Raw genomic sequence first — 23021 nt, 5'->3', positions numbered from 1 at the left:
ACAATTTTTACTCTGATACACCGTTTTTTTTACTGCGCGCGAATAGCTCGAAGCAAGTATTTTCATCCATTTGACCGGGTTGATGCGTCCAGGAATGCTGAAGGATCAATAGCTCCTTGTTCGGTAGCATAAATCACATACAAAAGGTGATTTGAAAGACATCGGCTGTGCCAAAAAAATAACTGGCTGTAAAACTCCTTCGCAGCGAGGGAACAAAACTTTAATTTTAGGTCACAGATATTCAGTCGGCTGCCACTGTCAGACTACAAAAAAATGTGTTAAAATAGTGGCAAATTAATAGTGGCAAATTAAACCCGCCGAACGGGCTATCTCAAAAATGCCGATCGCGCTGGCAAGTCTCGACTGGTGGGCGCATCAGAACACCCAAATTGGTCAAGACTGGAATTTTGCCCCCACGGGTGCATCTAGCAGCGTTTAACCTTCCGTTCCCCACTGCTGGCGGAAAAATAACCCCGTCCGGGCCGCGAGGTTTAAAGTTAGGTTAAAAAGCTTGACATAATAGGATCGAAAGCTGTATAAGGAATGCGACAAGCAGCCCTAATCCTACCTATAACTGTCTGTTAACTCAGACATAAGCAAGGACTATCAGTATTTGTCAGTTTGAGGCTAATTGTGGTCTAACCCCTACCACCAGTTGTCGATCGCCCTGTCGGAGAAAGCAACTCCAGCAAGTCTGGCGATCGAGAGATGAAATTAGCAAGTGATGGTATAATCAACCGTAGTGTAAAGTGGGCTTGACCTAAATTGAGGTCTGGGCCGTAAAAAGGGCCAGCCTTCTACGTTCAAGCAGGAACTAGACACGCCTACTGTGCATCAACAGTTATGGATAGGTTCTATTCTGTCAGTTATTGTCAACAGGCAAGGAACCACAAAAAGTATCAGTTGGGAATTGCCGATCGAGTTGAATAGAGTGTGAAGGTGTGAGGAAAATGAACAGAACTTTTTGGAATTTACTTCTAGTATCCCCGGCAATTCTGGGGCTATCATCAGTCGTCAGTACCGCTGCGATCGCCGCCGAAACCGCGACAGCAACCGCTGAAGCCAACCAGGTAGCAACAGCGCAGCCATCTGAGTCAAAAATTGTAGAACCAGTTGCAGCAACCCCTGCTGCCCCAGAAAAGCTGGCTTTAAACAGCATCGCTCCGGCGGCCGAAACCGCGATCGCCAACTCCGCAGACGCGGAAAAACTGGCAGCAATCGCACCAGAAACCAGCGCCACAGAACTGCAAACAGCAGCGAGCGACATCAATGCAGCAGCCCCCATCGCCCCCGCCACCACAGCGGCAGCGATCGCTCCGGTACCTGCTGCCACCACAGCCCAACCATTGCCCCAAGCCTCAGACTTGGCAGTGGAAAGCACCCCGACAGCAACCGCCAAAACTGAAGTGCCAGCAATTGCTAGCACCCCAGCCGCCAAGGTAGAAATTGCTCAGACAGCACCCGCAGGCATGGGCGGCCAGATCGTCCCAGCAGCACCCCAAGCCCTGCCCGCCGAACCATCTGGAGCCATGTCCCAAGTGACATCGGTCTCTCAGCTCTCCGACGTGCGGCCGACAGATTGGGCATTCCAAGCCCTGCAATCCCTAGTCGAACGCTACGGTTGTATCGTAGGCTATCCCGACGGCACCTACCGCGGCAACCGCGCCCTGACTCGCTACGAATTTGCAGCCGGCGTCAACGCTTGCTTAGACCAAGTAACCAAGCAAATTAGCTCGGCAACATCGACCTTCGTCACCAAAGACGACTTAGCCATCCTGCAACGCCTGCAAGAAGAATTTGCAGCCGAACTCGCTACCCTGCGCGGACGAGTAGACGGCCTGGAAGCTCGCACCGCAGAACTCGAAGCGAACCAGTTCTCCACCACAACCAAACTGGCAGGAGAAGCCATTTTTCTCGCCAGCGACACCTTCGGAGATGGTATCGGGAAGCACGACGACAAAACTTCCACCACCCTCGGCTACCGGGTGCGGTTGAACTTCAACACCAGCTTCACCGGCAAAGACTTGCTCAGAACCCGCTTGCAAGCTAGAAACGTCCCCAACTACGGTGCAGCCACTGCCACTGGTACGAACATGGCTCGTGTCGCCATCACCGGTGAAGACGGCAGCCAATTCTCCCTCGATCAATTGTGGTATCGCTTCCCCGCAGGCAACGCGACAGTCTGGTTCGGCCCGAAAGGACTGAGGCTCGATGACGTTGCTGAGCTGAGTGCTCCCTTAGAAAGTCCTGGCACCGGCGCTCTCTCCGCCTTTGGACGTTACAACCCCGCAGTGTTCCGCGGCCCCGAAGGAGCAGGTGCTGCTATCAAATACAACTTAGGTGCCGTGAGAGCAACAGTCGCCTATCTTGCCTCCGACGGCGATGCTCCCAACTCAGCTAATGGCCGGGGCGTTTTCGACGGTTCTTTCAGCGCTTTGGGTCAGCTCAACTTCTCCCTGGGCAAATTTATTGACATTGGTGCAACTTACACCCGGAAATACAATCGATCGGGCGATGTTGGCATCATGGGCAGCACCGGTAGTTCCTTGGCTAACCGTCCTTTCGGTCAAGCAGCCACTGGATCGGATAACTTTGGCGTACAAGTTAACTTCAAACCAAGCCGCCGCTTCCAGTTTGGCGGTTGGTACGGTTATACCAAGGCCGAACAACTGCGGAACTCCAGCAATGACGCTACTGTTCAGAATGGTGCTCTTTTCTTGGCCCTGCCAGATTTTGGCAAGCCTGGAAACCTCCTCGGTTTTATTGCCGGCGTACCGCCAAAAGTTACTGACAGCGATCTCAGAAGAGACCGCGACACCTCTTATCACTTAGAGGGTTTCTATCGCTTCCAAGTTAATGACTTTATTTCGGTGACACCGGGCGTTTACGTGATTATGAACCCGGAACACAACAAAAACAATGAGGATATCTGGGTAGGAGTCCTGCGGACAACCTTTAGTTTCTAAGGTTTCTTAAACAGTTGACAGTTGACAGTTGACAGTTGACAGCGAAGAGATAAGAACGGAGATTTAAACTCCGTTCTTATTACAATCTGCCTTCATGCTGGGGCTTCAAACCCATGTTATTCGGTGATATCTAGTTAAAAGTAAAAGCGGCAGTCACCTGCCGCTTTTACTTTTAAGTAATATCAATTCCGGTTGCACTGGAATGATATAAACGGACGACACGGCAGTGCCGTGTCCCTACAATTAATGGGGTAGGGACACGGCACTGCCGTGTCCTCTATCTCATTACGGCGCAGCCGAAATGATAGAATTTGTAAGTTTTTAGTCATTAACAGCGAACAGTCAACTGTCAACTGACAACCGTTCACAAATTAGGAATTTTGGCGGCAAATCCCGAATACGGATGTGTAACCGTGCAGAAATGTGCTGCCGCCGACGGGGCCGATTTCGCCGTTGCAGAAAAAGCCGCTCAAGGGGATGTTTTTGAGGTATCTGCCGAACAGTCGCGAGTCAAAGTTCGATTGACCGTAAAGCCCTTCCCCGCGCCCCAGACAGGAGAACATCAAGGCCCCGGCGCTGGATTTACCTCTGTCCTCGGCCGCTTGCTGATGCCTAGAGAGCAGCATTTCTAGGTCTTCTGCGGAGGTACGGGCGTCCCGCAGGTGAAATTGGATGCGCTGTCCGGGACGGACTCGATCGCCGATCGCAATTGCCCCCACTTTCGGATCTACACCCAACAAATTGCGGATTAAAAAATCCCCAGGCTCTAATGTCATCTTGAATTCATCGCTGACTAAGCCGACAAATAACGAGTGCTGCGCTAATTCTCGATCTGCTTCGCTCAAAGTTTGAACTAACTCTCGCAGGGCGTCTAAGGGCGATCGCTCGATGCCCCTGCTGCTCATATCGTCGGTTTGTTCTTCGAGTTTCAGCAAAATATTGCGCTCTCCTTCCGTCACCCGATAGGGATGCCCGATCGGTCTACAGCCTTGCGCGACGATCGTTTCCAGAACTATATTCCCGCTCAAAGCCACTCCCACCGTCCCTTCTCGGTACAACTGATAGTCGCAAAACAGCGCCGCACCTCTGCCCGCACCGTCCCCGCCGGCCAGTCCTCCTACCTTCGGCGCGCCCGGATAGGCATAATCGAGTCCTTGGAGCAAATCGTTAATTTGTGAGGAAAATGGGTCTGCCAAGATGATAAACTGCGGTTCTTCCTGGGCCGGCACACCCAAGACATTCACCCAAGTATCCGGGGGACTGTCCAAGTCCGGCAATTCTTCTGCACCGACGTGAAATGTTCTGACGTTTACTCCTGGTAAACGGGCCAAACTCAGGCTGACTGCCGGAGAACCCTCAACTTCTTCGGTGAGCCCGCCCCGGTTCGTGCCGATGACTCCTCCCCCACCGCAGCCCAAAATCGCGGGCACGGGCAGCAGTTCTCGCAGTAAAGGCATCAGCCGAGAATACTCGCTAGCAAAGGCAGATGAGATGAAGATCAGCGCTAAATCTGCCGGGCCTTGTAATTCGCGATCGGCTTGTTCTACAACTTCTTTCAGGGCTGATTCTAAAGACGGACGGGTTGATAAAGCACTGACCCATTGCATTTGGTTTTCGTACATAAGGCAAACTTCTCTATAAAAACTATTTCTATATTTAGGCTAACCGGAACAGGCCACTGGCGGGACGGTTTTCTGGGGCGATCGATTCCCCTCCCAGTCCGCGATCGTGTTAACATAAGTTAACATGAGTCGAGACTCAATCTGTTTTGTGTTAAAAGCCACGTTCAGCAAAATCTTAAAAGATAAAGCTCAATACAGTTTGACACACCAACTTCGTGTAATGTTTTCATCAAAAGTCAGGTAGGCTCAACCTGCATTCATGCCTGTGGACTAGAACCCGCCGACGGGATCTCAGTAAAGCAGGAAGTAAAGACGGCTGCTGCGATCGCAGTTATAAAAAAAGTTCGGCAAGCGGAAAACTCTGAGTCTTTAGACCGCTCGATGAAAGTGGCACGGGCGGTTTTAACCGCCGTAAATCTTTCTCAATGCTTAACATTTTTAGCAGTGTAAAAAGGGCTTTTGCCGTTACACTCTCTGATTGGGATGGATACACAGGTGTAAACCACCAGAAGCAAATGCCTACGATATATTAAAGGTACGCGGGGACTCCACGGAACCAAGGGCTTAGCCCCTTAAACGCTTGAGGAGCTTGCTGAAAGGCAAGGATAGCAGCCCACCATTTTTTGGCCATAGGATTGCGCCCAGGAACCCTAGCAATAGGGATATTAAGAACGAAATTTCTTAAGAATCTCAGTCGCCAAGAGCGCTGAGAGTGTCAAGGATGATTTCTATCTGGGCTGCCACAGCAGCACATCTCAAGCTAGTATTAGTTGAGATCGCCAGACAGAAACGGCAAGTCAAACACAAGCTAACATCCAAAAAGAAAACCTTTCATACCAAGAACTTTATGACAACAACACCCGCAGGCAACATCGAAGAAAAAATTGAAGAAGAACTAGAAAGCGCTCGTACCGTCTGTGACTTGAAGGGCGCTACTTCCGGGGAATGTGCAGCAGCCTGGGACGCAGTTGAAGAACTGCAAGCTGAAGCTTCCCACCAAAAGCAAGTCAAACCTAAGAATTCTTTTGAAAAGTATTGCGACGACAATCCTGACGCTGCTGAGTGCCGCATCTACGACGAATAAACGAGCAATTTAGCTCTCTCTCTCTTCGATCCCGCGCCAAAAGTTAATTTTGGCGCGGGATTTTTTTATCGGTTTATCAATTACCTTGGCAAGAAGACCGGGCGGTTGAAACCGCGTCTACACAGACAAAACCCGACGGGAGCGGGTTGAAGAACCGACGCTTAAAATTACGCGATCTTCTTCTTCAGTCCCTCTGAGCTCGGACTTCGTTTTTATAGACGCGGTTTCAACCGCCGTCTTATCTTATCTCTGATTTTTGAGCGTTTTTGTAGTAAAATCTGTCACAAATAAGTAAGTATATTTTCCCAAAGATGTTTAGTCTTTTATTGGCAGCCACCAGACCTTGGTTTCAACCACTTGTGTGGATGGATTACCGGTTATCTGTGTTATTAACCATTTCGATCCCGCTGGTAGTGCTGATTTGGGCTGTTTTTGCCAAAGCTGACGCGATCGCCCGTTTGTTGATGATTTATTGGCGGGTGGCGAGTTTGTTGGCAATTACACTTTACCTGATGATGGCTGCACTGCCTGTAAGCTTTGTGTCGTCGGTGATGGGGAGGGCATTGATTCCTGCTTGTCTGTGGTTTTGGGAAGATTTAAACGACGAAATTGCCGATCGACCGCAGTCGTCTTTAAAGCTGGCTTTTACAGCTTGGCGGTGGGCGATTACTGTTTACAGCGGTTTGGGCGCTCTAGCTCAAATTCCCTTCTTAACCTGTGCCTTTAAATCTCAAATACAAGTAATTGACGAACCTTTTTGCAGCATTTGGTTTGACCCGCCTTGGCTGTACAAACAGATGTTTCATGCCAAGGCAAGCCCTCAATTTTTGGGATTTCTGGGATTGACTGGTTTAGCAATTTATGTAGTTTACTTATCATACTTTGTCCTAATTAGATTGGGAAAACAAGGCAGATCCGCTACAGGGAATTAAGTTGATTTCAAGGAAGTATTTGCTTCCTAAATTCCTGTTAATCTCTTCAAAAAAACTCAGAAATAAAAAACGGGGCAAATTTACGAAAAAATAAAAAGAATAAGAGGATGCTAGAAGTGGGTGTAATGTTAGTGGAAAAGACTGTGATTGATAGCAAAGAAGCATACTTACAATGCTTAGAAAAGCTGATTTGGGCGATCGCTCGCCTCAACGTAGAAGTCGAACCAACCGAACTAGCTCGCATTGCCGAACTTATTGTTCAGCCGATGACCGGGCCCTGGCGGTTTTTCCATACTCCCGAGCATATTTTTGAGGTGGGGGGAAATGAAGATGCGATCGAGGTTTTGGCAGCTTTATTTCACGATATCGTCTACGTACAAGTCGATCGCAGCATTAACTTTAACGTCAGCTACTACATCACTCCTGTTACCAAAGAGGTTAACAAACAGCTACGGATTCGGGAGCAATCTGAACTCTCTGCTGATGCTACCTTAGAAATGGTAATGCTCGTATTCGGTTTTGTACCCGGAGAAGTGCTCAATCCCTTCGCCGGACAAAACGAATTTCTCAGCGCTTTGGTTGCAACAAAAGCTCTAGAACCATTTCTCAAGCCCGAGCAATTGCTTCAAATTGCAGCCTGCATAGAAGAAACAATTCCGTTTCGCTCCGCCGAGTGGGGAGTAACCGCAACTGGGCGCCTTTATGACCGCTTGCAAGCAATAACTAGCCTGTTGCACCTCAGTTTAACTGATGAGCAAATACGGGAAACAGTGAAAAAAGCTGTGCGAATTGCCAACCGGGATGTAATTAGTTTTGCTCACGAAAGTTCAGCCCATTTTTTGGCAAATACCTGGAATTTATTACCGGAAACTAATCACAATATCACCAGCTACGGTTTTTATACCGTTCGCGACTACCGAGTTGCTTTGCTGAAGATGGAGGGTTTTCTGACTTATCTCCAGCCCGAGGTGATTTTTCGGCAGTTTGAGGGATTCCCAGACGATCGCACATATCAACGCTGGGAAACTACTGCTAAGTACAATCTCGAAATTGCCGAGCTTTATCTGGGGTGCAAACTGGTTGCTATCGCCCTCCTGGAAGCTCTTTCTTCGGGTTTGGGACTCGATGTTTCTCTGGCCATGATGATGGGAGAATTGCCAGATAGAGCAGATAAAGGCATCCGTCTGGAAAGCTTTTTTCCGGAAATAGAGAAACCTCACCAACCTCAAACTCCTTTAGAAACAGAAGTATTTAATTTATTAGAAAAGGGGCGGGCGAAAAGCACTTCTAATACCGATTTAGAAAACTCCCCCCTAGCAACGTTTATGGTCAAAATTGTCGGATTTGACGAAATGCGCTATCAGTGCGATCGGGCTAAGCAACTTTTTAGGGCAAATCTGGAAGCCGATGACTTTATTACCGACTTTAACCCCATCGTTACAGAAATTGTCGTTGACTCAATTCTTAAGTTGTTTGAAACCCGCAAATCTACTATCTACCGATACTACGATATCACTTCTGAGTTAAAGTCCAAACCCCAGACCAATTTTCCGGTACGCCCATCTCAATCAAATGATTGACTCGCTCCAAATACAGTGCCGCCGTTTTATCGTCAGGATTAACCGCTAAAACTTGATAAAAACAGATTTTAGCCGCCTTAAATTCGTGAGAGCGATAATGTTCTAAACCCCGTTCAAAATCAGCCTGAGTTTGTAACTTCATTTCCCTAAGCAACTCTGTTTCTGCATCGAGGACTTCATAGATAGAAATTGGCTGCTGTTTTCCCTTGACAATTACTCTATCTAAAAAACGGATTTGATACTGTTCGCGATCCGTCAAATTATCCAAAACTTTCTCAGAAATTATCAAAGATACTCCATATAACTTAGTGAGACTTTCCAGACGAGAGGCTAAATTGACATTATCCGAAAAAGCATCTCCCTGCATTCTCTCCGCTTCCCCAACTATACCCACCATCATGTGACCAAAATGCACTCCTACGCCGACTTGAATCGGTGGATATCCGCTGTGTATGCGATCGGCATTATATTCGTACACTTGTTGCAGTTTAGCGATTCCACCTTTGACAGCATCGTCAGCACCGTTGGGAAAAACAGCCATCATCCCATCTCCTAAATACTTGACAATAAAGCCGTGATGTTCTCTAATTTTTGGACTTACTTCTCGCAGGTAAGCATTAACAAAGTCAAAGTTTTGCTGCGGAGTCATCGTTTCGGAAAGGGCAGTAAACGACCGAATATCGCTAAACATGACTGCCATTTCTTTGCTGACATGATTCCCTAACTGGATATCCACAATGCTTTCTTTTTTCAGAAAGTCTAAGAAAGCATCGGGGAAAAATCGCCCGTAGGCGCTATTAGTTTGCGATAAATTGATGTGAGACTTAATTCTGGTTAACAGTTCGTCTTTCGAGAATGGTTTAGTTAGATAGTCATTCGCTCCGAATTGAAATCCTGATATTAAGTCTGATACTTGATTTTTGGCAGTTAGCATCACTACGGGCAACTCGTGAGATGGGTATTTCTCTCGCAGTTTGGCGCAGACTTCATAACCAGACATTCTGGGCATCATGATATCGAGAATGATTAAGTCAAAATGCGTCCCGCTTTCCAAGAGTGATAAGGCTTGTTCGCCATTGAGCGCCTGAATCACACTGTAATTTTGTAGAGAAAGGTGATTGTTTAAAACTTGCAGGTTAATTGGATCGTCGTCAACTATCAAAAGTTTAAATTTTTCGACTTCTAATAGCGCAGTGGTTTGCTCTAATGGATTCGGAGCGGGTTTAGGCAAATTCCAATCGCAGGATAAATAAGTTTTATTTCTGTTATTTGCGGATTCAGAATCCTGAATTGGCGCTGCTAGCTGCTGATTTATTCCGGATTCGCTAGGATGAATGGTTTCGGGAGAAAGAGGTAGGGTAAATGTGAAACGCGAACCGATGTCGATTTGGGATTCTGCGTATATTTTGCCGCCGTGGAGTTCGACAAATTGTTTGGAGAGTGTTAAACCTAAGCCTGTGCCTCCGTATTGCCTGACTGTGGAACCGTCGCCTTGTTCAAATGGTTCAAAAATGCGATCGAGATTCGCGACAGGAATTCCGATTCCTGTGTCGGAAACCGTGACAGCTATTTGAAAATCTGGGTTTGGTGCTGGGAAATTTGACGGGGAAACTCCTAGAGATGTTTCGCCGTCGGTATCTACAATTGCTGCTGATATTGTTACGGTGCCGGATTCCGTAAATTTAATCGCATTTCCAATTAAATTGTAGAGGATTTGTTGCAGCCGGTTTTCGTCGGCTAAAACTAATGGCAAATCTGAATCGATGGCATTAATTAATTGCAAATCTTTACCAGCCGTTAAAGGTTGGCAAACCGTGAGAATCACTTCGACAATCGACCTCAATCCTACACTCTGAATCTGCAATTCTAGCTTCTGATTCTTGAGTTGGGCAAAGTCGAGAATATTGTCAACAAGTTCGTTAAGCCGCCTGCCGCTAGCAGCAATCATTGAGAGGTTTTGTTGTTGAATTTCGGATAACATTCCGGTGACGCCGTCAATCATTGATTCGGCAATGCCGATCATTCCGTTAAGGGGAGTTCGGAATTCGTGGGAAGTGTTGGCTAAGAATTCGTCTTTGAGTTTGTCGAGTTGCTGCAATTCTTGATTCTGATTTTCTAGGGTAGCGAAGGATGTTTGCAGTTGAGATGCCATGCTGCTAAAGGATTTGGCTAGCTGGCCTATTTCGTCGGTGCGATCGAGATCCAGATCGAGTGTGTGTTCCCATTCGCCTTCGGCAAGGTTTTTGGCTGCTGCATTTAATCGCAGAATTGGCTTTGTGAGCGATCGCGCTGTCAAAGTTCCAATAATTATTGATAGAAATAGGGCAGCGATACAAAGTAAAATAGTGCTGCGGGTGTTGCTGTTGATTTCATCCATGAAATCGTTTTCTGGAATTACTACCACCACCAACCAATCCAGTCCTACCTCGTCTTTATAGGACAGAATATGTACAAAATTAGATTGATTGTTAAGTGGAAATTGCAGCTTTTGTGGTGGTTCAACTAAGCTCAAGTTAAAACTACTAATTATGTGTTTTGCTGCCGATGCAGTTAAGGGATTTGTGCTATCAATTGCTGGCAAGCGTTGCAATTTGCCACTGGCGTCAGTAATGTACGGTTTTTCCTCCGTCGAACTGCCTACTAAAGCGCCCGATCGCTCCATAATAAATACCTGACCCGATCGACTAATTTTGATTTTTCTGAGAAAATCGCTAATTTGACCCAAAAGAATATCGACGGCCATGATGCCGCGAAAGTCCCCCTGAGTATCATAAAATGGCTGAGCCACCGTGATGCCCAAATCGCCTTGAAAAAATGTATAAATCGCAGTCCATATCGGTGATTCGGCTGCGGTTGCACCAATATACCAAGGGCGATTTCGCAAATCATAATTTGGTTCAAAACGCAACAGCTTCGTTCGATCGCCGAAAGCATCTAGTTCATAAAAGGAACGTCGGGGAAAGTTTTCTGTAATTCTGGTAACTAATTGACCAGATGCCTCTCGGCTAACTCCAATAAACTGACCTTCTTTCGTCCCTAAATAGATTTGACGCACCGATGAAAATATTTTTACCTGCTGCCAAAAGGAGCGTTCAGTTTCTTGAAAATCTTCAGGTTTCAGTTTCCCCAGTTGAGCTGCACCTGCGTTGAGTTGGACAATATTATAAGGTTTTTCTAAGTAATGCGCGAGATGTTCTTGAATGCGCCCACTGATTTCGCCCTGCAAGTTGTCTGCGAGTTTTTGAACTGCTTGTTGTCCATTTTTGAACGACAAATATCCAACTGTACCGACTACAGCGAAAGTTTGCACAACGAATGGCAATGTCAACGCTAAACCGAGGGGCATAGTACCAGATATTTTTGCGATCGATCTGCTAATTATTTTCAATAACATAATAAATAGTCTAATTTCTCTGAGATCCAGCCCAAATCCGCAGATTGTTGCATTTGAGCATAATTAGTAATTAGTTTCAGCTAATTGGCGATCGCGAATTCCGCCCAAATTAGCAATACTGGCTGCGTGATGTAATAAAAAGCACCGAGTCAAACATACGCAAATTCCTCGATTTAACGCATTGTACCTCATGATATAAATCTCCGCTACACAATTATTCCCTGCTACTTTACATAATTAAGTGCGGCCTCATAGAATGTCTAATTAAGTCAACGTTCAACTCTCAACTCTCAACATCCATCTGTTACATCCGTTCAAATATATTACCAGAAAGAATTGGTTGAAAGCCCGCCCGCCAGAGCGGAAGAAATTAAAATCAGACTATTCATTACTCCAATCCTCGGACTTAAGGGTAAAGATTCCTCTTAAACTGTCAACTGTCAACTGTCAACTGTCAACTGTCAACTGTTGAAGGAACTTCCTTTCTTCTGTCACTCATCTAAGCTACCTCAAACAAGCGTCACTATAAAAAGCGACTGTTAAACCCCTTTCCCCCACAGCTACAACTGGGGAATAGCAAGTTCAACAACTCGCAAACAACCAAGGTCAAATCAAAAAACCATGCAAAGCACAAACGCAATTCACATTAAATGACCTTCCCGCCGTTATTGTTACTTACTACCTGCAACCATGCCGTTATCAACAATTAAAATGTCCGCTAACTTCAGCGACGGTTGAATGCCAGCGGAGCTTGTTGGGCAATTACTGATAGAGCATTCAGCGGGCTTATTTCCCGCACCACTATTAGAAGTTTGTGACAACGGCAGACGAGCGTGGAAACGCTCAAATATTGATAGCAGCGCATCTAAACTTTGTCGCATAAAATCGCCAAATTAGATTTGTTTTGCAACATAAATATTAATTTTGGCAGTCAACTATCGTTCGCAATTGAATTAATCATGTATAAATCTGATAACTTTTGTTACCGCCTAATTGTTGGCAGTTTAGCAGGCTCGATTATGATTTCACTTACTTTTGGCATGACACTCTCTGTCATGGGCAAGGAAATCCCTCCGCTTTTTGTTGTGATTGGCAGTAATGCGATCGGCGCCATCTCCGGTCTGCTAGCTCCTTCACCTTCAGAAAAAGAAGCAGAAAAAAAATAGGTTGTTTGTGCAGCAAGTCTATTCAACCTTACTGACTAGGTAAGTAGTTGCGCTTCAGCGCGCTCTTTATAAGACAATACAGTTGACTTAAGAAAAATCTGACTTGCCCAAAATGGCTATATTGCCAGAAAATCGTCAGATTAAATTCATCAAAAGCATTAAGTAAACCGTATTGAAATACAATCCACTCCATCAAGAGAAGAGTTTTGAACCACAGAGGGCGCAGAGTATTGCGAGGGTTTTGGATGTCGTAAAAAAACCTTTTATCCCTCCCCTCTCTGTGTTCTCTGTGTTCTCTGTGGTAAAATATTCTTAATATCTACTTCACCTCTTTATAATCCAAAAATCGTCAGATGAAATTCATCAAAAGCGTTAAGTAAACCGTATTGCTTTATAAGATTAGGAAAGAGCGCGATGAAGCGCAACTACATACCTTGGCTCAAGTGCGCCATATCGAGAAAATCCCCAGATCTTAATAGTTGGGGATTTTCGTATTTGAATATGTCATTAAAAAATAGTTGCGAGTAGCGATACTTAAGCTAATTTGAACCAAAAAATCCCGATATTATCTTCGTCAATATAAAATATTTTTTATATGAAATAACCAAGCACTATCTCAATACGCTAAAGAATTGGTTGAAAGCCTCTCTCTTTGGCGTAGAAATTAAAATCAGACGATTCATTACTCCAATCCTCGGACTTCTAGGTAGAGGTCGCTATCCCAGGTCAACTGTCAACTGTCAACTGTCAACTGTCAACTGTCAACTGTCAACTGTCAACTGAACGAACCTCCTTTCTTCTGTCACTCATCTGAGCTACCTCAAACAAGCGTCACTAAAAAAAGTGACTGTTAAAGCACTTTCCACCACAGCTACAACTAGGGAATAGCAGGTTCAAACAACTTGCAAACCACTAATCCCCAATAAAACTATGCAAACCACAAACGAAATTCAGGCTCAATTACCGATGTGCTCTTCCTTGCCCACACTGCGACGAAATGATAGCAGCTCTGCCACCAATAAAGACGTGCGCTATCTCCAACAATCCTTAGTTAAAAAAGGATATCCCGTAGCAACTGATGGATTCTTCGGTGCCAAAACCGAACAAGCAGTCATCAACTTTCAAAAGAAAAATAAGATTACTGTAGATGGCATTGTTGGTCAGCAAACTTGGACTAAATTAGGCGCTTGCGTTAGCGAACCTGCTTGTTAAATAACTGCCAACATTTGCCCGCACTTCTTTGTCGATCGCAATTTGCAAACAATAAATGGAGAATCCAACCATGCAAACCACACACGCAACTCACCTTGAATTACCTTCCTGCCGTTATTTTCCCCTACTCCAACGCAACGATGCTGTCACCCAAAATGAGGATGTCCGCTACCTCCAACGACTTTTAAATGTCACTGGAGCTTCCCTAAATACCGATGGAGGGTTCGGCCCGAAAACCCAACAAGCAGTAATCAGTTTTCAAAAGCAACAAAAAATCGCTGCTGATGGCATTGTCGGCCCGAAAACTTGGAATAAATTGGGTGTTTGTACAACTGTATTTTAAAGTTTGTACTACCGTATTTTAAACAGAGTAGGGCGTGCCGTGCGCGCCCTATCTTTTATAGCAACCGCGCCCGACGCTGAGAAAGTTTTTAATTGCTGACACCAGTGCGATGGGAGCATATCAGTTTTGCATTTACAGTGCTATCCGCGCTCGCGTATTGTACAATACGCGAGCGCGGACGCTCGCACTACAATAAAAAAATGCTTTTTACAAAACAGAGATGCTCCCAATGCGATCGCTTCCTTCTCTCCTCCATAACTAAAGTCTTCTTCCCGAATCCTCTTTTTACCACAAATAATTGGTTGAAAGCCTCTCCCGGAGCGGGAGAAATTAAAATCAGACTATTCATTACTTCAATCCTCTGACTTCTAGGTAGAGGTCGCTCTCCCATGGTCAACTGTCAACTGTCAACTGTCAACTGTTGAACTCTTCCTTAGAAAAGCCACCTACTTTTCCGCCCCGTCTTCCACCCCAGACCATCCCTCGGGTACTCCATACATTCGATACTTGCGAGAGCGCTTGAAATATAGCGTGGCTACCAGATCCTCAGGATTGATTTCTAAAATATTCTCAAATACTTTTTGAGCAGCAACAAATTTTTTCTGGTAGTAAAAATTGAGAGCTTCTTGAAAAATCTCCGCAGTTTGCTGTTTGAGGAGAATGCTTTGTTCTGTTTCTGCATCATAAATTTCAAACACCGACACAGCAGTTGTCTTTCCTTTCACCGTTACTCGATCGACAAATCTGTAGTTATATGTTTCTGAATCGTCCAGGCGATCGATAATTTCACCGCTAACGAGAATTCCCGAGCCGTAAACCTTCGTCAATCCTTCCAAACGAGACGCGAGATTCACCGCATCAGAAATCACGGTACTTTCCATCCGTTCTCGCTCGCCAATTGTACCCAACATCAAATTGCCCGCGTGCAAACCAATGCCGATCGCGATCGGCAACAAGCCGTTTTGTTCTCGCTGCTCGTTGTAGATACTCAATTCTTTTTGCATATCAATGGCTGCTCGCACACCATCTGATGGAGATGTCGGAAACAAAGCCATCACTGCATCGCCAATATATTTATCAATAAACCCGTTGTTTTCCCTGATTGCAGGGCTAACCCTTCCCAAGTAACTATTGATAAATGCAAAGTTTTCGGCTGGTGTCATCTGTTCTGAAAGTACCGTAAAAGAGCGAATATCAGCAAAAAGTACAGTCATATTCTTTTCCTGATTGTCGCCTAATTTGACTTCAATAATACTCGGTCTTTCAAGCAACTTTAAAAAATCGTGCGGCACAAACTTGCCGTAAGCTGCATTCAGTTTTGCGAGACTAATTTGCGTCTTGATTCGGGCTAACAATTCCTTTTTGATAAAAGGTTTAGTTATATAATCATTCGCTTCTGAGTTAAAAGCTTCTACCAAGTCACTCGTTTGATTTTTGGCCGTCAGCATCAGAATCGGCATTTCCAAAGGTGAGTATTGTTGGCGAACTGCTCGACAGACTTCATAACCAGTCATCTGCGGCATCATTACGTCGAGTAAAATCAAGTCGGGCTTAAATCCTGATTCAATCAGATTTAAAGCTTCTCTACCGTTGATCGCTTGAGCGATCGCATAGTTTTCCAGAGCGAGATTATTGATAATGACCTGAATGTTAATTGGTTCATCATCGACCACTAAAACTTTTACTTTTTCACCTTCTTCTATCAAGTCCATTTTGGTTAAGATAGTAGAATTTACTAGAGATAATTCGGGGTCTAATTCAGGAGCGATTAAAATCTCCTCGCCCTCGGTTAAACCAGGTTGTTTGCTGCTAAAATCAGGCTGACTTTCAGAGACGGGTAAAGTAAATATGAATTGGGAACCTACGCCTACACTTGAAGATACCGAGATTTTACCGCCGTGTAATTCCACTAATTTCTTGGCAACAGCCAACCCTAAACCCGTCCCACCATATTCTCTAGCAGTGGAACCGTCAGCTTGTTCAAAGGATTCAAAAATCTGCTCTAATTTATTTTCGGGGATGCCAATTCCTGTGTCGGATACAGTAATCGCCAATTGGGGATTAGGTGATGATTCTTCATGGCTCGCTATCAATGCTGCTGAAATCTCAACTGTGCCGCTTTCAGTGAATTTAATCGCGTTGCCGATTAAGTTATAAAGTATTTGCTCCAAACGATTCTCGTCGGCTGCTATTGGTGGCAATTCCGGAGCAACTGAGTTAATCAATTGCAATTTTTTTGTGCCTACCAATGGCTGACATAATTTGAGAATCACAAAGACGATTTCTCGGAGGTTGACTGACTTAGTTTGCAGTTCAAGACTTTTGTATTTGAGCTGAGAAAAGTCGAGGATATCGTTTATTAAAGAAGCCAATCTTTTTCCTGACGATGCAATCAAAGCTAAGTTGAAATTGGTCGTTTCTGGCAGTTTCCCGGTAGCACCGTCTATCAAAGATTCTGCAATCCCAATAATGCCGTTGAGGGGAGTGCGGAGTTCGTGGGAAGTATTGGCTAAGAATTCGTCTTTCAGTTTGTCCAGTTGCTGCAATTGGGTATTTTTAGCTTCTAAGGCACTAAAAGATGTTTGCAGTTGTGCTGCCATGCTGTTAAAAGCAGTAGCAAGCACGCCCAACTCGTCGGAACGATCGAGCTTGACAGTTCTGTCAAATTGTCCTTGAGACAAATCTATTGCTGCATCTTTTAATTTTAGAATTGGTTTGGTAATCCAGCGAGAAGTGCAAATTCCGATCGCAGTAGCTATAGCCAAAGCTGCCAGACATAGCAAGATTGTAGTTCTATTGCCGGCATTTATTTGTTCCATAAAATCTGCTTCTGGAACGACGACGACAATGAGCCAATCTAAACCTTTGCCATCTTGGAATGGCATAACTTTTAAAAATTGCTGCTTGCCGTTGATTTCAAAATGGATTAGTTTCGATTTGGTAATTTGCTGCAAGTCTTGAAAGTGACTTTCTAAGTATTTAGCTGTACTCTGGGTTACGATATCGCTGCTTTCTTTGACTTGAAACTGTTGTTTTTTACCGTTTTTGTTGCGGAAAGGTTTTTCTGGGGTGGAAGTTGCCAGCAGCGTTCCCTTTCTTTCGATAATAAAAGTTTGACCGGATTTGCCTATTTTGAGGCTGTTTAAAAATTCACCGATACTGTCCAGACGCAAAGCCGTAATTAATACTCCGTCTAGCTGTTTCTGGTTGTTGTAAACTGGTTGCAGCGCGCTGACAACCAGTGTGGGTTCTAGCAAGGAGACATCAACTGAACTCCAAGTGGTTTTGCCTGCTACAGAGGCATCTTTGTATAAAGGGTTCTGTCGGATGTCGAAGTTTTTGATGGTGGCTGCTATTTTTGTGCGATCGCCACTATCATTAGTATTGTAGGAATAAAAATTAAATTTGGTAGACGGGCCGGAGGCGTTAATCAATAAAGTCCCATTCGACATCTTTTCGCCAGTGCGGTATTCTCCATTGCGATTGGCGATCGAGGTAAAATTGATATAAGGATATAATTGCACTTGCCGCCACAGATACTTTTCCCAAGCTGGCAAGTCTTTGATGTTCACAAAACCCAGCTTCAGTGCATCCAGCTTGCTTTGATTGATCTGGTGCGGAGTTTGCAAATAAGTTATCAAATTTTGCTCAATGCGATTGCTCACTTCCCCCATTAACTGATCTGCAAGATCGTTCACGGCTTTTTGAGAGTTCTTAAATGATAAATATCCCACAATTCCCACTGCCGCAAATACTTGCAAGACAAACGGAACTATGAGTACAGTTTGCAGCGGCATTTTTCCTGAAAGTTTGGCAGCTAAGCGATTAAGAGAAAAAGTTGACATAACATTAATTTAGATTAAAAGACACGGTTTATAGTCGGAGGGAAGCTACACCGCTGTTAAGTATTGTAAACCTTGTTGTAGTTGAACAAAAGTTACACAATAACAGCCTGATTCTAGGTTGTTTCCTGAATCGCTGTCAAACCTGAGATTTTTTATAGAAACCAGGTTTTTTTTCGCATAGCTTTACGCATTATATTCGATTATGAAGTCAAACCTAGCGAACTCTACAGCGGATTTTCGGGGAAATTCCCCATTTTGGGTCTTCAGGCTTCGGTATGAATATATTATGACTGAGACTAGCTCCAGAAAAATCGATAAAGACCTGAAAATTTCTGACTTCAGATTGATGCTACTTTTACTACTTTTCATCCAAACATTCTATCCCCGACCATCCTTCTGGAACTCCATACATTTGATGTTTCAGAGAGCGCTGGTAGTAGATTGCTGCCAACTTATCTTGAGGATTTGTTTCGCAAATATTCTTAAAGATTTTTTGCGCTTTAGGAAAATTTTGCTCGACATAAAGCTGTATACCTTGTTGAAATGCAGCAGCAGTTTCCTGTTTTAGCTGAATGCTTTGTTCTGTTTCTGCATCATAAATTTCAAACACCGACACGGCAGATGTTTTCCCTTTTACTGTGACTCGATCGACAAATCGGCACAGATATTGCGATCGATCGCCCAAACGCTCTAAAATTGATTCAGTAACGAGAATTCCAGAGCCGTAAACCTTAGTCAATCCTTCCAAACGAGACGCGAGATTCACCGCATCAGCAATCACGGTACTCTCCATCCGTTCTTCTTCGCCAATCGTACCCAGCATTAAAGTGCCCGCGTGCAAACCAATACCGATCGTAATTGGTGCGTAATCCCTTGTTTGTCGGCGATCGTTGAAAAGAATAACTTGTTTTTGCATTTCCACTGCCGCGCGAACAGCATCATCTGCCGACTCAGGAAATAGTGCCATAATCGCATCGCCAATATATTTATCAATGAAACCTTTGTGATCGCGAATTACCGGACTGACTCGACTGAGGTAGCTGTTGAGAAAATTAAAATTTTCTTGGGGAGTCATAGCTTCGGAGATAGTTGTAAAGGAGCGAATATCAGAAAATAAAACTGTCATTTCTTTCTGGATTTGATCGCCTAGTTGAACATCAACAATACTTTCGTGTCCCAAAAATCGCAGAAAGTCGTGGGGTACAAATCTACCATAAGCTGCATTGATTTTTGTGAGACGGATGTGAGTTTTGATTCGAGCTAGCAATTCATTTTTGAGAAAGGGTTTAGTTAAAAAATCATTGGCTCCTGCATTGAAACCTTGGACTAAGTCAGATACTTGATTTTTGGCGGTTAGCATGACGATTGGCAATTCGCTAGCCGTGAATTTCTCCCTGACTTTATCGCAAACTTCGTAACCAGTCATCCGTGGCATCATGATATCTAGCAATATTAGATCGGGTTTGTAGCCTCTGTCGAGAAGAGCTAAAGCTTCTCTACCGCTGCTAGCTTCGGCGATTGTATAATTTTCAAGAAGTAGATTGTTAGTTAATACCTGAATATTTACAGGTTCGTCATCTACAATCAAAATTTTTACTTTTTTATTATCTAAAGGGAGCTTAATAGCACTAGAACTGTTATTGTTAAAACTTGGTGGAGCAGCTTCATTAATTATCAACTTGCGCTCTTCTGTTCTCGAAACTAAAGAATGTCGAGCAGTTGCTGGCAACTGCTTGTCATCGAGATATTGATTTTTAGAAATTGGCAAACTAAAGGTAAACTGGGAACCAACACCGAGTTCTGAAGATACTTGAATTTCGCCACCGTGCAGCTCGACTAACTGCTTTGTAACTGCCAAACCTAAACCAGTTCCTCCGTGTTCTCTAGCAGTGGAGCCGTCTGCTTGTTCAAAGGATTCAAAAATTCGTTCTAACTTATCTTCAGCAATGCCAATTCCCGTATCGGATACGGTAATTTCCAGTTTTGACCTCACAATTAAAGATAGAAGCTGGCTCGTTACTGAACTTTCTTTTTTTGCCAACTGCGGCGATTCCAAGCCGATCGCATTCGCCGAAATTTCTATGGTACCATTGTCTGTAAATTTAATCGCATTGCCGATCAAGTTGTAAAGAATTTGTTGCACCCGATTTTCGTCGGCATCCACCAGGGGAATGTCGGGAGTGACTGAATTAATCAACTGCAAGTTTTTTGTGCCAATTAGAGGTTGAGAAAGAGTTACTACGATATCGACAATTTCTCGAATGCCGACGGGCTTGATTTGCAGTTCAATATTTTTGTGTCTCAGCTTGGAGAAATCGAGAATGTCGTTGATGAGATTTGACAGTCTTCTACCACTAGATGCAATAATTTCTAGATTGGAAATAGTCAGTGCTGGTAATTGTCCTGTAGCACCATCGATCAAAGATTCTGTTAAACCGATAATGCCGTTCAGTGGGGTGCGGAGTTCGTGAGAAGTATTGGCTAAAAATTCGTCTTTGAGTTTGTCAAGTCGCTGCAATTGAGCATTTTGATGCTCTAATTTTGTGAAAGATACTTCCAATTGACCGGCCATGCTGTTGAAGGCATTAGCTAATTTTCCTAGTTCGTTAGATGCGACAATATTTACCCGAGTTTCCAATATGCCGCTAGTCATTTCAGTAGCTGCGGATGTTAGAGATTTTAAAGGATTTGTGAGCGATCGCGCAAAAGCGACTCCCAAGCCCACCGCGGCGAGGGCGCTGACGGTGGTAACTGCACCCATGACGTAGATGAGCGATCGCACGGGAGCGTAAGCTTCGGCTGTAGGTAGCTCTACAACCACCATCCACTGTACCCTGCGGACGATCGCACCCGTGCCCATGACTTCCTCCCCGCGCCAGCCTCGATAAACCAGCGGAGATTGCATCCCCGAAGCTAAAGCTAATTTCGATAACTCTCCCACAAACGATCGCCCTTTCAAATCTCCGAGTAAATACGGATTAACCTTGTTTCCTGTTTCCGAAATCAGCACCGAGCGGTTGTCGATAACATAGCTGTATCCAGTTTTTCCAACTTGCGATCGGGCTGCAATTTGAATTAAAAAGTTTAGACTTACTCTCGCAAATAATACTCCAGCAATTTTATTTTTACTGTCGCGAATAGGCACGGACAAATTAACAACATTAACCGTTGTCTTCATATCGACATCTACTGAACTCACATAATTTTGAGCCTGTCGAAACGTCTCCCAAAATAGAGGCGAATCTCCCGAAATACCTGCTAAACTCAAGCTAGATGTAGAGTATGATTCGTAAGGCGACATTACTTGTACGACTTGACCGTTATTGTTTAAAATTCCCACCACTTCGTAGGCGCTATTGCTATTGATTAATCCTTCAAGAATGCTGCGCTGAGTTTCAGCATTGAATTCTGTTAAGCCACGCAATTCTGACAAATAATTGAGTTGGCGCTGCAAGTTATCCAGATAAGCGCTAATTTGGGCAGCCGCAGCTTGCGATCGCTCGTACTGAAACTGTTTTGTCTGTTCTATTTGTCCCCGAAAGCTGAGGTAAGTTAACGTACTCCCTGCCATCAATACGCTTGCCACAACAATCGAGACAAAACCATAACGCAGTTGATTGGCAATTGAGGACATTTGATTCTGCTACTTAACAGTTTTAACTCTCTCTCTAGAATACACCTAATTTCATTTTTCGTAGCGCCGCTACAATCGCCACCTTTAATTTATCGTTACCTTTGGCTAACTTGTGGTTTTATAAATCTAATTTTTGTTTCCAGATCCGATCTTCAATCCAAATTCGATCCGGCAGGATTCCCAACCTAAAGAAAATTTCAGCAATGCGTTGTTGTTCTTCAACTGCCCTGTCTTGAATTGGTAACAAATCGTAGGTACGGCTTTTAGTTAAACTTCTAGCTGTGGTTTTTTTCATTCCGGTTCGAGCGGTGATAAATTCTACTGCTCGCTCGGGATTTTTAGTTATCCAATTAGCCATCTGTCGCGTTTCTCCCATGACTGTTTTAACAATATCGGGAAAGTTGCTAGCAAAAGAGCGACTTGCCAAATAAAAGTTTCTGTCATTGATCAGTTGCTCGCTATCAGTCAGGAAATGAGCAGGCATAGTTTCCTGTAACTTAGCTAAAAACGGCTGCCAAACCGCCCAAGCATCAACTTCGCCTCTCAGAAATGCTTCCTGAGCTTTTGGCGGAGACAAATCGACTAATTCGGCATCTTTTAACTGCAAGCCGCCTTGAGTTAACGCCCGAATTAACAAATAGTGAGCTGATGTTTTCCGAGTGGCTGCTATTTTCTTGCCTTTAAGATCTGCGAGAGTCCGAATCGGAGAATTTTGGGGAACTATGATGCCAATGCTGCCAGGTAAAGCTGAATCATTAGCAATATAGACGAAAGGTACGCCGTCTGATTGGGCAAAAATTGGCGGCGCAACTCCTGCATAACCCAGATCGATTTTTCCTTGTCCTATTGCTTTTAAAATTGGTGGCCCTGTGACAAATTCTATCCATTCTACAGACCAACCCATTTTTGCTAAACGGGTTTCCAAAGATCCTTTAGCTTTGAGATAAAACAATGCTCCGAAAGGCTGATGGCCGATTCTTACTATTTTTGTTAAGTTTGAGAATGAGTTCGTTTTTTTTTCTGTAAAGCTATTTATCAGATCGGAGTTGCAACTTGCTACAGTTAAACTCAAGCAAAAAAATAGTATAAATAGCAGCGAATATTTCCAAGCCAAATGCTGTTTAATATTTTGAATCAAAAACGATAATTGAAACCTCGGATTTTTGTGGCTCATAAAATATCGTCGAAGTAGGTTTTGCAGGAGTAATATCTTCGAGATCTTTTTGACAGGACTTATGTTATG

At 44.3% G+C, this 23021-nt stretch carries 17 protein-coding genes; 9 read left to right on the top strand and 8 right to left on the bottom strand.

Annotation, left to right across the window (positions count from 1 at the left end; genetic code table 11):
* Nucleotides 1–950 precede the first annotated feature (950 nt).
* Nucleotides 951–2966 carry an iron uptake porin gene (locus tag QZ918_RS20585; RefSeq protein WP_293338009.1) on the top strand — a complete coding sequence of 672 codons (2016 nt, stop codon included), beginning with the start codon at nt 951–953 and terminating at the stop codon, nt 2964–2966.
* Nucleotides 2967–3337: 371 nt separating this feature from the next.
* Here the strand turns inward: QZ918_RS20585 and QZ918_RS20580 are convergent, their stop codons facing one another.
* A complete protein-coding gene (locus QZ918_RS20580) occupies nt 3338–4573 on the bottom strand; it encodes an FIST signal transduction protein (RefSeq protein WP_527250419.1) in 1236 nt (411 codons plus the stop codon).
* A gap of 862 nt (nt 4574–5435) precedes the next feature.
* Here QZ918_RS20580 and QZ918_RS20575 point away from each other — a divergent pair.
* From QZ918_RS20575 to QZ918_RS20565, 3 genes are all read left to right on the top strand, one after another.
* A complete protein-coding gene (locus QZ918_RS20575; RefSeq protein WP_293151347.1) occupies nt 5436–5672 on the top strand; it encodes a Calvin cycle protein CP12 in 237 nt (78 codons plus the stop codon).
* A gap of 311 nt (nt 5673–5983) precedes the next feature.
* Nucleotides 5984–6604, top strand: a complete 621-nt coding sequence (locus QZ918_RS20570) for a DUF3177 family protein (RefSeq protein WP_293151344.1) — start codon at nt 5984–5986, stop codon at nt 6602–6604.
* 125 nt (nt 6605–6729) lie between these two features.
* Nucleotides 6730–8184, top strand: coding sequence for a hypothetical protein (locus QZ918_RS20565; protein WP_293338039.1), 1455 nt, complete (start codon nt 6730–6732; stop codon nt 8182–8184).
* Here QZ918_RS20565 and QZ918_RS20560 read toward each other — a convergent pair.
* Both QZ918_RS20560 and QZ918_RS20555 read right to left on the bottom strand, forming a co-directional pair.
* Nucleotides 8117–11578 (bottom strand): response regulator, encoded by a 3462-nt coding sequence (locus tag QZ918_RS20560; RefSeq protein WP_293338005.1) that lies wholly within the window; start codon nt 11576–11578, stop codon nt 8117–8119. The genes QZ918_RS20565 and QZ918_RS20560 overlap by 68 nt on opposite strands.
* A 63-nt stretch (nt 11579–11641) precedes the next feature.
* On the bottom strand, nt 11642–11770 hold the full coding sequence (locus QZ918_RS20555) for a hypothetical protein (protein WP_293338003.1): 129 nt from the start codon (nt 11768–11770) through the stop codon (nt 11642–11644).
* 148 nt (nt 11771–11918) lie between these two features.
* On the opposite strand from QZ918_RS20555, the gene QZ918_RS20550 reads away from it, so the two are divergent.
* Nucleotides 11919–12050 carry a hypothetical protein gene (locus tag QZ918_RS20550; RefSeq protein ID WP_293338001.1) on the top strand — a complete coding sequence of 44 codons (132 nt, stop codon included), beginning with the start codon at nt 11919–11921 and terminating at the stop codon, nt 12048–12050.
* Between the two features lie 199 nt (nt 12051–12249).
* Here the strand turns inward: QZ918_RS20550 and QZ918_RS20545 are convergent, their stop codons facing one another.
* Nucleotides 12250–12459 (bottom strand): hypothetical protein, encoded by a 210-nt coding sequence (locus QZ918_RS20545; RefSeq protein WP_293337999.1) that lies wholly within the window; start codon nt 12457–12459, stop codon nt 12250–12252.
* Between the two features lie 78 nt (nt 12460–12537).
* On the opposite strand from QZ918_RS20545, the gene QZ918_RS20540 reads away from it, so the two are divergent.
* From QZ918_RS20540 to QZ918_RS20525, 4 genes are all read left to right on the top strand, one after another.
* A complete protein-coding gene (locus QZ918_RS20540) occupies nt 12538–12744 on the top strand; it encodes a hypothetical protein (RefSeq protein WP_293151338.1) in 207 nt (68 codons plus the stop codon).
* A 636-nt stretch (nt 12745–13380) separates the two neighbouring features.
* Nucleotides 13381–13527 carry a hypothetical protein gene (locus tag QZ918_RS20535; RefSeq protein WP_293337997.1) on the top strand — a complete coding sequence of 49 codons (147 nt, stop codon included), beginning with the start codon at nt 13381–13383 and terminating at the stop codon, nt 13525–13527.
* 147 nt (nt 13528–13674) lie between these two features.
* Nucleotides 13675–13956: a peptidoglycan-binding domain-containing protein gene (locus tag QZ918_RS20530; RefSeq protein ID WP_293337995.1), complete on the top strand. Its 282-nt coding sequence runs from the start codon at nt 13675–13677 to the stop codon at nt 13954–13956.
* 70 nt (nt 13957–14026) lie between these two features.
* The gene (locus QZ918_RS20525; RefSeq protein WP_293337993.1) at nt 14027–14299 is read left to right on the top strand and encodes a peptidoglycan-binding domain-containing protein; all 273 of its coding nucleotides are present in this window, start codon (nt 14027–14029) and stop codon (nt 14297–14299) included.
* Nucleotides 14300–14486: 187 nt separating this feature from the next.
* Here QZ918_RS20525 and QZ918_RS20520 read toward each other — a convergent pair whose 3' ends face one another.
* From QZ918_RS20520 to QZ918_RS20505, 4 genes are all read right to left on the bottom strand, one after another.
* Nucleotides 14487–14648 (bottom strand): hypothetical protein, encoded by a 162-nt coding sequence (locus QZ918_RS20520; RefSeq protein WP_293337991.1) that lies wholly within the window; start codon nt 14646–14648, stop codon nt 14487–14489.
* A 97-nt stretch (nt 14649–14745) separates the two neighbouring features.
* Nucleotides 14746–18144 carry an ATP-binding protein gene (locus tag QZ918_RS20515; RefSeq protein WP_293337989.1) on the bottom strand — a complete coding sequence of 1133 codons (3399 nt, stop codon included), beginning with the start codon at nt 18142–18144 and terminating at the stop codon, nt 14746–14748.
* A gap of 358 nt (nt 18145–18502) precedes the next feature.
* The gene (locus QZ918_RS20510) at nt 18503–21778 is read right to left on the bottom strand and encodes a response regulator (RefSeq protein ID WP_293337987.1); all 3276 of its coding nucleotides are present in this window, start codon (nt 21776–21778) and stop codon (nt 18503–18505) included.
* Between the two features lie 118 nt (nt 21779–21896).
* Complete coding sequence (locus QZ918_RS20505; protein ID WP_293337985.1) at nt 21897–22952, bottom strand: aliphatic sulfonate ABC transporter substrate-binding protein; 1056 nt, start codon at nt 22950–22952, stop codon at nt 21897–21899.
* Between the last annotated feature and the right edge of the window lie 69 nt (nt 22953–23021).

Source organism: Microcoleus sp. CAWBG58, assembly GCF_020883045.1.
In the GTDB taxonomy this organism is placed as follows: Bacteria; Cyanobacteriota; Cyanobacteriia; order Cyanobacteriales; family Microcoleaceae; genus Microcoleus.
The sequence above is the reverse complement of the archived record's forward strand: the minus strand, read 5'-3'. Positions and strand labels throughout refer to the sequence as shown.